The sequence below is a fragment of the Kitasatospora sp. NPDC008050 genome, from assembly GCF_042957465.1.
In the GTDB taxonomy this organism is placed as follows: Bacteria; Actinomycetota; Actinomycetes; order Streptomycetales; family Streptomycetaceae; genus Kitasatospora.
Genome location: NZ_JBIBIJ010000004.1, coordinates 275397 through 287671, shown reverse-complemented (window position 1 = coordinate 287671; position 12275 = coordinate 275397). Strand labels below are relative to the sequence as shown.

The 12275-nt window shown below is 74.1% G+C and carries 7 protein-coding genes; 5 read left to right on the top strand and 2 right to left on the bottom strand.

What is annotated here, in order from left to right:
* The first annotated feature begins 73 nt into the window (after positions 1-73).
* The 5 genes from ACFZB9_RS10470 (at position 74) to ACFZB9_RS10450 (ending at position 8424) form a co-directional block, all read left to right on the top strand.
* Positions 74-3238, top strand: coding sequence for an amino acid adenylation domain-containing protein (locus ACFZB9_RS10470; RefSeq protein ID WP_391445602.1), 3165 nt, complete (start codon positions 74-76; stop codon positions 3236-3238).
* On the top strand, positions 3235-3912 hold the full coding sequence (locus tag ACFZB9_RS10465) for a formyltransferase family protein (protein ID WP_391445600.1): 678 nt from the start codon (positions 3235-3237) through the stop codon (positions 3910-3912). Before ACFZB9_RS10470 ends, ACFZB9_RS10465 begins: the two co-directional genes overlap by 4 nt.
* 172 nt (positions 3913-4084) lie before the next feature.
* Positions 4085-6520 carry a helicase C-terminal domain-containing protein gene (locus tag ACFZB9_RS10460; protein ID WP_391445599.1) on the top strand — a complete coding sequence of 812 codons (2436 nt, stop codon included), beginning with the start codon at positions 4085-4087 and terminating at the stop codon, positions 6518-6520.
* A gap of 111 nt (positions 6521-6631) precedes the next feature.
* Positions 6632-7486 carry an isocitrate lyase/phosphoenolpyruvate mutase family protein gene (locus tag ACFZB9_RS10455; RefSeq protein ID WP_391445597.1) on the top strand — a complete coding sequence of 285 codons (855 nt, stop codon included), beginning with the start codon at positions 6632-6634 and terminating at the stop codon, positions 7484-7486.
* Between the two features lie 212 nt (positions 7487-7698).
* Complete coding sequence (locus tag ACFZB9_RS10450; protein WP_391445595.1) at positions 7699-8424, top strand: helix-turn-helix domain-containing protein; 726 nt, start codon at positions 7699-7701, stop codon at positions 8422-8424.
* Positions 8425-8570: 146 nt separating this feature from the next.
* On the opposite strand, the gene ACFZB9_RS10445 is transcribed toward ACFZB9_RS10450, so the two are convergent.
* Complete coding sequence (locus ACFZB9_RS10445; protein ID WP_391445593.1) at positions 8571-10772, bottom strand: tetratricopeptide repeat protein; 2202 nt, start codon at positions 10770-10772, stop codon at positions 8571-8573.
* A 17-nt stretch (positions 10773-10789) separates the two neighbouring features.
* On the bottom strand, positions 10790-12049 hold the full coding sequence (locus ACFZB9_RS10440; RefSeq protein ID WP_391445592.1) for a hypothetical protein: 1260 nt from the start codon (positions 12047-12049) through the stop codon (positions 10790-10792).
* Positions 12050-12275 lie beyond the last annotated feature (226 nt).

Sequence of the window (12275 nt, the reverse complement as noted above, 5' to 3'; positions counted from 1 at the left end):
ACCCTGTGGCATCACACCCGGTGGCATCGCGCGACATCCCGTGGCTGACGAGAGAACGGCCGGAAAGGCTCTGATGGCTTCCAACGACACGACACCGAGCGGCCGTTCGCAGCGGGAGGCGGTCTTCCGGCGCCCGGTGTCCCCGCCGGAGTGGTTCTACCTCGCCGCCCAGCGGCTGGGCCGGGCCATGGTGCAGCAGCTGGTCGTCGAGGGCGAGCCCGGCAGCGAGCTGACCCCGCAGGCGCTGCGCGCCGCGGTGGCCGCCGCCGCCGTGGCCTGCCCCGGCTCGCGACTGGTGCGCCGGGGTCGTGTCTGGGTCGACTCGGGCCGCGCGCCGCAGGTCCTGGTGGCCGCGCCCGGCAGCGCACCGGATGCCGACCTGCGCACCGGCACCGCCATCCTGGCGGAGCCGCTGGACGCGGAGCAGGGAGTCGGCTGCGAGGTCGTGCTGCTGCCCGGCACGACGGAGCGGCCCGGCGCGGTGCTCTTCCGGGTCAGCCACGCCGTGATGGACGGGCACGGCGCGCAGCTGTGGCTGCAGGAGGTGTTCCGGGCGCTGCGCGGCGAGCAGCCCAGGCCCGCCCGCTCGCCGCTGACCGACCAGCGGCTGCTCGCCGAGGTCGGGGCCACCGGGCGCCGCCCCACCCTGCTACTCGACCAGCCCTCACCGCTCGGGGCTTCGTCCGGCCGGGGCGCCGGTGGCCGAGGCCCCGGCGCGGTGTGGCGGCGGCGGACGCTGCCGGGCCGGCACCGCTCGCTGACCGCCCGCCTGGCCCAGGCCGTCGTCGATGCGACGGGCGCGCCCCGGGCCCGGCTGATGGTGCCGGTCGACCTGCGCCGTCACCTCGCCACCGGGGCCTCGGCCACCGGCAACCTGAGCCTGCCCGTCTTCCTGGACCTGCCGCGCGGCGGCGACTGGCGCGCCGCCCACGCGGAGCTGCTCGGCGCCCTCGCCGAGCACCGGGAGCTGTCCGGCGGCTTCGAGAGCGGCCTGGCCCGGCTGCCGCTGCCGGTGGCCACCGGACTGCTGCGCACCGGCCAGGCGGTGGCGCTGCGCCGGGACCGGCACATGGCCTCGGCGATCGTCTCCCACCTGGGCCGGACCGACCTGTCGCAGTACTCGGGCGGCGGCTTCACCGCGCGCTCGCTCTATGTGCTGCCGGTCCACGCGCCGCTGGTGCCGGTCTCCTGCGTGGCGGTCGAGCTGCCGGACCGCACCGAACTCACCGTGAGCTGCCAGGGCCCCGGCGGCGACCTTGCCGAGCGGGCCGACGAGTTGATGGACCGGCTGGCCGCCGCTCTCGTCGGGCCGACGCCCGCCACCGCCGCTCGCCCGCAGGCCGCAGCCGCCGCCCTCACCTCCCCCGACACCACCGTCGTCGAACTCTTCCGCGAACAGGCGGCCCGGACCCCGCAGGCCATCGCGCTCGACGGCCCGGCCGGCCCGGTCAGTTACGCCGAACTGGACCGCCGCTCGGACGCGGTGGCGGCGGAGCTGCTGCGCCGCGGCACCGGGCAGGCGGCCGTCATCGGGCTGGTCGTCGAGCGCTCCCCGGCCGGCCTGGCCGCGCTCTGGGGCATCCTCAAGGCCGGGGCCGCCTACCTGCCGCTGGACCCGCGGCACCCGGACGCCCGGATCGCCGACGTACTCCAGGAGGCAGGCGCCGTCGCCTGCCTGACGCAGCGTCATCTTCGGGAGCGGCTCACCGCCGCCACCGGCACCCCCGTCCTCACCGTCGAGTCCATCATCACGGCCCCGACCGAGGCCCCCACCCCGGCTCCCACCCCGGCCCCCGCAGTCGAGATCGATCCGGCGCAACTCGCCTACGTCATCTACACCTCGGGCTCCACCGGGCGCCCCAAGGGCGTCCAGATCGAGCACCGCAGCCTGGCCGCCCTGGCCCGCTGGGCGACGGAGCTGTGCGGGACCGACGCGGACACCCGCTTCGCCTTCCTCGCCTCGTACTCCTTCGACATCTCCGTCTTCCCGCTCTTCCTGCCGCTGCTGAGCGGCGGGACGATCGTGCTCGTCCCCGACGAGCCGAGCCGCCCCGTGCTGGACGAGCTGCTGACCCGGCACCGGCCCGACGCGTTCGCGATCACCCCCTCCCACCTGGAGCTGATCGAGCACCACGACCTCGAACTCAGTGGCCTGCGCACCCTGGTGGTCGCCGGCGAGCAGTTCACCCGGGCCGCCGCCGACCGGGCCCGGCGCCGGGTCGGGCCCGACACCCGGATCATCAACGGGTACGGGCCCACCGAGGCGACGGTGATCTGCCTGGCCCACGTCCTCGACGGCGGCGCGAGCGGACCGGTCGTGCCGATCGGGCTCCCCGGCCCGTTCGCGCAGGTCGAACTGGTCGAGCGGGTCGACGGCGAGGAGCGGCCGATCGGGCCCGAGCGCACCGGCGTGGTGGGCGAGATCCTGGTCTCCGGGCTCCAGTTGGCGCGCGGCTACCTCGGCCGGCCGGACCTGGACGCCGAGCGGTTCCCGGTCGGCGCCGACCAGCTGCGCCGCTACCGCACGGGCGACCTGGCCCGCCGACTGCCCAGCGGCGCCCTGGAGTTCGTCGGCCGCAACGACGACCAGGTGAAGATCGCCGGGCACCGGATCGAGCCCGCCGAGGTCCAGGCCGCTCTGGAGCGCCACCCGGCCGTGCGCCGGGCCGGCGTGGTGGCCCGCACCCGCCCCGGCGGCTCGGCCGCGCTGTGCGCGTACGTGCTGCCCGCCTCGGACCGGAGCCAGGATGGCGAACTCAACGCCACGCTACGCGAGTTCGTCGCCGAGCTGCTGCCCGCCCACTTGGTGCCGGCGGTCGTGGTGGTGGTCGCCGAACTCCCCAGCACGGTCAGCGGCAAGACGGACTTCGCCGCCCTGCCCGACCCGTTCGCCGGCGAGGACGCCCCGCTCGCCGACGAGGACGCCCCGCTCGCCGACGATTGCGCTCCGGAGCAGTCCGACGTCACCGAACGCCTGACCTCCCTGTGGTCCCGCATGCTCGGCGTGGACCGGTCCCAGCTCGGTCCCGACTCCGACTTCCAGGAGCTGGGCGGCGACTCGCTGGCGGTGCTGGAGATGCTCTCCGCCATCGCCGAGGAGCTGCTCAGCACCCCGCAGGCCGGCCTGTTCACCGCCGAACTGCGCGACTTCCTGGCCGAGTTGACCATCCAACGGGTCAGCGACGCGATCCACCGCGCCCAGCAGGCCACGCTCCCGGCCGCCGGAGTGCCGGCATGATCCTCGTCGGAAGCGGCGCCCTGCTCAAGCGGGCCACCACCCACGCACGGGCCACCGGCCACCGGATCGACCTGGTGGTCACCAACGACCCGGCCGACGCCCCCGTGGGCGAGGTCCCCCACCTGGTCACCACCGACGTCAACGCCGATGCGGCCCAGCTGACCGCCCGCTGCACCGACGGCGTGGTCTGGTCGATCAACAACTGGATGATCTTCCGCGCGCCCGTGCTCGACTCCGGCCTGCGGATCTACAACATCCACAACGGCCTGCTCCCGCAGCACCGAGGCCTGCCCTCGGCCGCCGTCGCCTACGCCCTGCTGCTCGGCCACACCGAGTACGGCGCCACCCTCCACGAGGTCGACGCGGGCGTGGACACCGGCCGTGTCCTGGCCGAGCAGCCCTTCCCGATCGCCCCCGACGCCCGCTACCACCAGGTCCTGCTCCGCGGCATCCAGGCCTGCCACCAGCTCTTCCAGCGCACCCTCCCCGCCATCGCCGCCGGCCGCCCACCCGAGCCACCCCTCCCCCGCACCCCGCACCCCGGCGCCTACTACGGCCGCCGCTCCCTGCGCGAACTCCCCTCCCACGCCGGCCACCCCGCCTACCCCCGCGCCACCGACCTCGGCGTCGCCGCCCCCTTCGTCCCCGAACTCGTCACCGCCCTGGCCGAATGAGGAAGCAAAACCCTCAGCCCACGGAGCCACTCTTTCGGGTGACGCGCGCACGCCCCCGGATGCGCCATTCTTGAGTTCTGTGCCCGGTGCCTCGCGCCCTGACTTCTGCTCAGGGCCGACCGGTCCCAGGCCGGAAGCAGCGTTCGTGATACGTGATGAGGTGCCGTCAGTCGTGAAGTCCAGTTCCGGATCCTCCCTGGCGGCCTGGCTGCACGGTCTCGACAGGTCGCAGCTGGAGACCGTCCTCGCGCTGCGCCGGGACGTCGCGGCTCCGCCGCTGCCGCGGTCGGCGGGTGAGCTGGCGGACCGGCTGCAGCGGCCGGGGTCGGTGGCGCTGATGCTGCCGCACCTGATGCTGCCGTGTCTTCAGGTGGCCGAGACCCTGGCGGCCTACCGGGCGCCCACGACGCGCGAGAGCCTGGCGGACATGCTCGGCGTGGCGGACAAGGAGGTCGAACTCGGGCTGGACGAGGCGCTGCTGGTGCTGACCGCCTGCGCGCTGGTCTGGCCGGACGACGACGGGATGCTCCATCTGGCCGAGCCCCTGCAGGACTTCTGGGACTCGCCGCTGGAGTTGGACCCGCCGCTGGCGGTGCTGCTGGCGAACACGACCTCCTACGAGCTGCGCGGCATGCTGGTGGCGCTGGGTCTCAAGCCGCTGAGCACCCGGGAGCAGCGCCTGGCGGCCCTGCAGGAGCACCACCTCGACCCGGAGCGGATCGCCGAAGTGGTCGCCCGCGCGCCGACGGCCACCCGCGAGCTGCTGGAGCGCCGAGCGCTCCAGGCACCGCGCAAGGACCTGTTCATCATGTTCGGGGGCGTGGAGCAACGCATCGAACCGGGCGCGCGCTGGGCGCTGGACCGCGGTCTGCTGGTCCAGTGGCAGCACGGGTACGGGCCCGCGCGCATGCCCGCCGAGGTGGCGCTCCTGCTGCGCGGGCCCGACTGGTACGCCCGGTTCACCCCCGCCCCGCCCGCCGTGCCGCTGGCGCCCGTCACCCCGCAGGAGGTCGACCGGGAGGCGGCGGCCACCGCCACGGCGTTCGCCGCCCAGGCCGCCGCGGTCCTGTCGGCGTGCGCGGCCGCCCCACCGGCCCGGCTGAAGTCCGGCGCGGTCGGGGCACGTGAGCTGGGCCGGATCGGCAAGGCCGCGCAGTGCGAGGACGCCGTGCTGCGCATCACCCTGGAGACCGCCCGCGCGGCCGGGTTGCTGACCCCGGAGGGCGACCACGTGGTGGCGACCAAGGCGTACGACGCCTGGGCGGAGCAGGAGCCCGGCCGACAGCTCACCGTCCTGCTCCAGGCCTGGCTGAACCTGCCGTTCACCCCCTCGCAGACCTGCGACGAGGACGGCAAGGTGCTGCCCGTGCTGGCCGGGGCGCCGCCCCAGGACGACTGCATCCATGCCCGCCTCGGGCTGCTCGATGCCGCGGCGCAGCTCCCGGCGGGGCAGGGCGTGCTGAGCGCCCCCGAGTTGGGGACGTTGGCTGCCTGGTACCGCCCGCTGGCCGAGCAGTCGCCGGTGGACGAGACGCCGTTCGCCACCACGGTCCGCGAGGCCGAACTGCTCGGCGTGCTCGCCCGCGGCGCCCTCTCCCCCCTCGGCGCCGCGCTGCTGACCGACGACACCAAGCAGCTGCGCGCCGCCGGTCGGCGGCTGCTGCCCGCGGCGACCACGACGGTCCGCATCGGCGCCGACCTCACGGCCGTCGCCGCCGGCACGCCGTCCGCCCGGCTCAGCGCGCTCCTGGACGGCGTCGCCGACCGGGAGACCAGCGGCACCGCCTCGGTGTGGCGGTTCAGCCCGGGCACCATCCGCCGCGCGCTGGACGCCGGCCGCACCCCTGACGGGATCACGGCCGACCTCGCCGCCGTCGCCACCGGCTCCCTGCCGCAGCCACTGGCGTACCTGATCACGGACACCGCACGCGGCCACGGCCGGATGCGCATCGCCCCCGCGCTCTGCGTGATCCACGGCGAGGAGCCCGCGCTGCTGGCCGAACTCGCCGCCCACCGCAAGCTCGCCCGGCTCGGCCTGCGGCAGCTGGCGCCGACCGTGCTGGTCAGCGCCGGCCCGCTCGACCAGACCCTCGCCGCGCTGCGGGCCGAGGGCTACGCCCCCGTCGCCGAGCACGCCGACGGGACGGTACGCATCGAGAGGGCCCAGCCCCGGCGCGCCACCGCCCCGGTACCGCCGCCCCGGACGCCGGGCGCCAAGCCCCGCAGCCGGAAGGCGGCCGCCCGCACCGTCGCGGCCACGACCGCTGCGGCCACCGACCTGAGCGCCCTGGCCATCGATCTGCTGGCCGCCCCGGCGATCCTCCCGGACCCCGACCCGCACCACGGAGTCCCCTTCGGCAGCGACACCGAGGAGATCATCGCCGGACACGCGCGCCAACTGCCCCTGGCCGACATCCGCCAACTCGCCCACGCGGTCAACGAGGGCCGGCTGGTCACCATCGACTACCTCAGCGCCGCGGGGACCCGCACCTCCCGCCTCATCAGCCGACTCGACATCGAACCGCCCTTCCTGACCGCCTGGTGCCACCTGCGCGACGCCGAACGCACCTTCACCCTCTCCCGCATCCAGGGCGTCATGCCGGGCTGAGGCCTGCGCGGCGGATCGTGGCCGGTGCGTCAGCGCGTCGTACCCGCAGGTCACACGGCCAGGTCGGAAAACCGCCGGACAGACGCCGCCGCAACCTGATCAACTGACGTCATGACAAACCTGCACGACAAGGCCGTCCTCTTCCGTTCCCTGCACACCGGCGACGAGGTGCTCGCCCTCGCCAACGCCTGGGACGCGGCCAGCGCCCGGCTGGTGGAGGCCGCCGGGGCCCGCGCGATCGCCACCACCAGCGCCGGGGTCTGCTGGGGGCTGGGCGCCGCCGACGGTGGCCGGCTCGGCCGTGACCGGGCCCTCGACCTGATCGCCCGGATCACGGCCACCGTCCGGGTCCCGGTGACGGCGGACATCGAGAACGGCTATGCGGACACCCCGAGCGGCGTGGCCGAGACCGTCGCGGGTGTGCTGGCCGCCGGGGCCGTGGGCATCAACCTCGAAGACGCCCACCACTTCGGCGACAGCCCGCTGCGCGCCGTCGCCGACCAGTGCGAGCGCATCGCCGCCGCCCGGGCCGCCGCGGATGCGGCCGGGATCCCACTCTTCGTCAACGCGCGCGTCGACACCTACCTGCGCGCCGTCGGCGACCCCGCCACCCGGCTGCGCGAGACCCTGGAGCGCGCCACGGCCTATGTCGCCGCGGGCGCCGACGGCATCTTCGTCCCCGGCGTCACCGACCCGCAGACTGTGACGGCGCTGGCCGACGGCCTGTCGGTCCCGCTCAACGTGCTGGCCGGCCCCGGCGCGCCGACCGTCGCCGAACTCGGCCGACTCGGCGCGGCCCGGGTCAGCCTCGGCTCCTCGGTCGCCGAGGCCGCCTACGCGGTCGCCCGCCGCGCCGCCGAGGAACTGCTCAGCACGGGCACCTACACCGCGCTCACCGACCCGATCGCGTACCACGATCTCAACACCCTGATGCACACCCCTCAGCCGACCACCGTCGCCCCGTAGACCAGCAGCCAGGCGACCTGGCGACCTGGCGACCTGGCGACCTGGCGCCGCGAGCCCGACCCCGCACCTTGCCGGGGTCGGGCTCGCGGCATGACGGGGCACGCCGGGGCACGACAGGAACGCCGGGGCGTGACAGGAACGCCGGGGCGTGACGGGCACGGCTGCCGGCGACGAGAAGAACCGATGCCGATACGAGCAATCCTGGCCATCTCATGGTCCAGGAGGTGTTCCGCCGTCAACTGCGGCCCCATCATGAGCTATTCCTCCACGCAACGTGCAGGACCGGGCCGCAAGGAGTGATCAACTCGATGACGTGGAACCCGAGGAACACCCGAGTGGATGGTGCGCTCGTCTGGACGGACACCACCGTGGCCGTGCGAGCAGGCAGCAGGCCGGCGCCGGAACCGGCGCCGACTGACACGACCGACGGGGCCGACCCGTGCGCCTCGCCCGGCCAGGCGGAACTCACCGATGCGGAACGCGAGTTGGGTCTGGCGCTCTATCGGTTACGGGCGGAGAGAGGGCTGTCCCTGAGAGCCCTGGCGAAACTGATGGGGTACAGCGCGCACAGTGTGTTCGCCGACGTGGAGAAGGCGCGGCGGCTTCCCTCGGAGTCGCTGATCCGGTGCTACGAGGAGCGGTTCGAGGTGCCGCCGAACTCCTTGACGGCCCTTCGTCGGCGCGCGCTGCGCGAGCGGGCCGTGCGGCTCACCGCCCGGTTCGCCGCCGACTCGGCCGGGTCTTCGCCGTCACCCTCGCGGTCGGCATCATCGGTGGAAGCGGCTCCTGCCCCGGCCGCACCCCAGGGCAGGTCCCCGATCATCGGCCGGCGCTTCGGCATCGTCGTGCACGGCCTTCTCGGGCACCTGATCAGACCCGGGCGATGTCTGGCGCACACGCTGCGCACGGGCGGATCCTGGCCGCGCCGACACCGCTGACCTCCCGCTACGGCCCCGGGGGCCATCGGCCCGTGCGGCCGTTCGACACGTGCGGCCGGGCCCGGCAGAGCCCGGCCGCACGGAATCGCCGATGCCGACGGCGCCGGAGCCGGAGCCGGAGCCATCGCTCCCGCGCCGCTGACGGCTCATCCCGCCGCGGCCTCGGCCCGGCAGGCCTCACGGGCTGCGAGGACGTCCGGATCGTCGGGCAACAGCGCGGCGACGATGTCGAGTTCGGCGAGCGCGGCGTCCCAGCGGCCGGCGTCCCGGAGCACGAACGCGTGGTTGTAGCGGACGCCGGGATCGTCCGGTGCCAGCTCCACCGCATGCCGCAGATCGGTCAGCGCGGTGTCGGCGTCCCCCAGTTGGTGCGCCACGGCGGCCCGGCCGCACAGCGCCGCGACCAGGTCGGGGTCGACCGCGAGCGCCCGGTCGAACGCCTGCCGGGCCGCCGTGTTCTCCTCGCGGGCGGCGTGCACGCGCCCCAGGACGGCCTGCAGGTACGGGTTGTCCGGGTCGCGCGCCAGGCCCGCCAGCGCGTCGCACTCGGCGCCCTCCACATCCTCCAGGTCCAGCCGGATCCCGGCCCGGTTGACGTAGGCGTCCACGAAGCCGGGGTCCAGTTCGAGGACGTAGCCGAAGTCGGCGAGGGCACCCTCGACGTCCCCGGCCGCGTTCCTGGTGTCGCCCCGGTTGTAGAAAACCTCGGGGAACGGCGGCCCCAGTCGCAGCGCCCTCTCGTAGGCCTCCAGTGCTTCCTCCTCACGGCCCATCCGGCGCAACAGGTTGCCCAGGTCGAAGTGGTACTCGGGGTAGGACGGATCGACGGCCAGCACCGCCCGGTACTCCTCCAGCGCCTCGTCCAGTCGGCCCAGCCCGGTCAGCACCTGCGCCCTGTTGTAGCGCAGCACGGAACGGTGCAAGTGGTGCTCGTCGGAGCCGAGTTCGCGGTCCAGTTCGGCCAGGCCCGCGGTGACGAGCTCCAGCGCGGCGTGCGGCCGGCCGCGGTGTCCTTCGATCAGCGCGAGCCCGTTGTGATGGAAGACCGTGTTGAAGGCGCGCAGCTTGGGGTCGGGCAGCAGGGAGGCCATCGCGATGGCCTCGTTGATCCAGGCCAGCGCACGCTGGTGGTCGCGACGGGTGGGCTCGCGGTGCCGGGTGTAGAGCATCGAGGTCGCATAGGCGCACTGGATGTGGATCGCCGGCTTGCGGGTCTGCGCGCGTGCCTCGTCGCAGATCGCCTCGGCCTCGTCGGCGCGGCCCAGCGCGGACAGCGAGGTGGGCATCTTGCTGGTGAACAGCCACCACAGGTCGGGGTGTTGGTCCCAGTCGACGAGCGCGCGGCCACGCCGGCAGAAGTCGATGGTGGCGTCATAGAAGCCGAGGAGCATGCAGGTGTCCATGGCGTGCGCGAGCGACTCCGCACCGGCTCCGAACGGGTCGGTGCCGCGCTCGCGGTGGTACGGGATCGCACCGAGCGCCAGCGACGGTTCGGCGGCGGCCACCAGTTCGTCCGCGCGCCGGTCGTGCAGGAGCCGGCGTTCGGCCACCGGGAGGCGCTGGTAGGCGCCGAGCGCATCGGGGTCGTCGTCGATCGCGTCGCCGGCCACGTAGCGGGTCGCCCGGGCCCGCGACGCCGCCTCCTCCGACAGCATCTCGCCCGACGCCATCTCGTTCGACGCCACCTCGGCCGGTGCGGCTTCGACCGGTACGGCCTCGACGAGTCGGCAGCGGCGGAGCAGGGCGGGCAGGTCCTCGCCGGCGGGCGTGCCCGGCTCCACCCACGGGTCGCGTGGCACCGGTTCGAACAGCCGGGCGGTGCCCTGCACCACCACGGTCAGCACCGCGGGATCCATCCGGCGCAGCAGGACGGCCACGAACTCCTGGTCGGTGGGGTCGGCATGGTCCAGGTCGTCGACGACGAGCGCGCGGGTGCCGGGCCCGTCCGCAGTCAGCAGTTCGTGCAGGAACTCCATGAGCCCGTGCGCGATCCGCAGGGTCCGCCACCGCGAGTAGAACCGGGTGCGCTCCTCGGGCACGGCCAGGGAGGTCAGCGTCTCGCGCGTGGCCGGGACCAGATCGCGCAGTTCCGGTGCGACGGTGAGGAGTTCGACCTCGTGCGCGGCGACCAGCGCCGGGTGGCGGACCAGGGCCTCGGGCACGACGGCCCGCAGCAGGGTGCCGGCCACCGTGTACGGGCCGCGCAGCCTCCGGTGTGCGGCGATCGCGGGCACCAGCAGCGGCGGCAGCGCGAGCGCGGCGCGGCACGCCGCACGGTCGCGTTGCCGTGCTCCGACCAGGACCAGGTGTCGATCGGCGTCCGGTGCGGCGGACCGAGTGGCGGACATGTTCTCCTCCAGGGACGTCAGGACGGGGACGAAGCGGTGGCCGCGGCCCGAACGGCTCGCCGGTTTCGCCGTTCGCGCAGGAACAGGCCGCCTGCCACGACGACTTCGCCGACACTCAGCAGCAGGAACAGCACGCTGTCGGTCAGCCCGGCGGCGCTGTGGGAGCCGTGCTCGGAGAGCCGGGCCAGCACCGTGGCGAACACCCGCACGGCACTGGGCAACAGGCCGAACACCAGCGTGCCCAGGCAGAAGGCGTAGCCGGCGACCATCAGCACCGCGTACCACCGGGCCACCGCCCGGTCGCGCGGATGCCAGGCCTGCGGGTCGAACCGGGCGGGGCGCCCGAGCAGCATGCACCAGCGGTTGGCGAGCAGTTGCCTCGTGGTCGTCTGCAGGTCCACGCAGCCGAGTACGGTGACCACCAGGTAGTACACGTCGGTCTGCAGGAAGAACCAGCACTGCCAGAGCAGCCGCAGCACCGTCAAGTAGGCCAGGGCCAGCGCGAAGGCGCCCACGAGCGGTAACGAACCGTCGCCGCGCCGGGTGACGGCGGCCAGCAGGGTGAGTCCGGCGAGGACGGCGATGTCGGTGAGGATGCCGGCGAGGATGGGCAGGAAGCGCTTGCGGCGCGGTACCGCCACCAGGCCGTCCAGTGCGGTCAGAAACACCAGGTAGTACAGCCGTCGCCCCACCGAGAGCCGGGAGCGCAGACCCAGCCTGCGGCCGGCCAGCGCGTGCGCGGCCTCGTGCAGCAGCACCAGCGGCATCTGGCTGAGGTACATCGACACCATCAGCACCGACATGTAGTGGGTGAAGAAGAGATGGTGGTAGCTCGGCGCGAGTGCGGGCGTGCGCACCATCGCGGCCAACCAGCCGGCGATCAGAGCCAGATAGGCGACCGCGCCGACCGGGGAGAAGATCGCCCGGCCCAGACGGCTCCACCGCACCGGGGCGGGCGGCGGGGTGTCGGGCTCGTCCGCTCCGCGCAGGAATCCCAACTCGCCGAGATCCGCGACGAAGTCCGCGATGTCGACCGTTTCCCCGAAGGTCTCCTGGTACCACTGGGCTGCCTGCGCACAGGTCTGTCCATCGACCAGTCGGCGCAACAGCGCGGCGCCGTCGGCCGGCAGAACGACGAACTCCCCCTCGTCCAGCCGCCCGACGGTCACGTCCTCGCCCTCGGGCAGGAAGGTGAGCGGGTGGAAGGCGAGCGGCTGCTCCGGCACATCCGGTCCTCGGACCTCGCCGGGTTCCACCGCCGCAGGCCTGTCTGGCATGGCTCCTCCGCGCGGAAGACGGACAGTGGGCTGCCGACCGGATCACCCGGCCGGTCACCGGCGGTGGGTTCGGGCGGACCCTGAACCCACCGCCGGCCAGCAATATGACGGACGATCACGCAGGACAGCCGCAGCCGCCGTACAGCGCGCCAACCGCGCTGGTGAGGCGCACGGATCCGGCCTTCCGGATGGCGATCTTCTTCATCTGGTCCACCTCCCTTCCTTG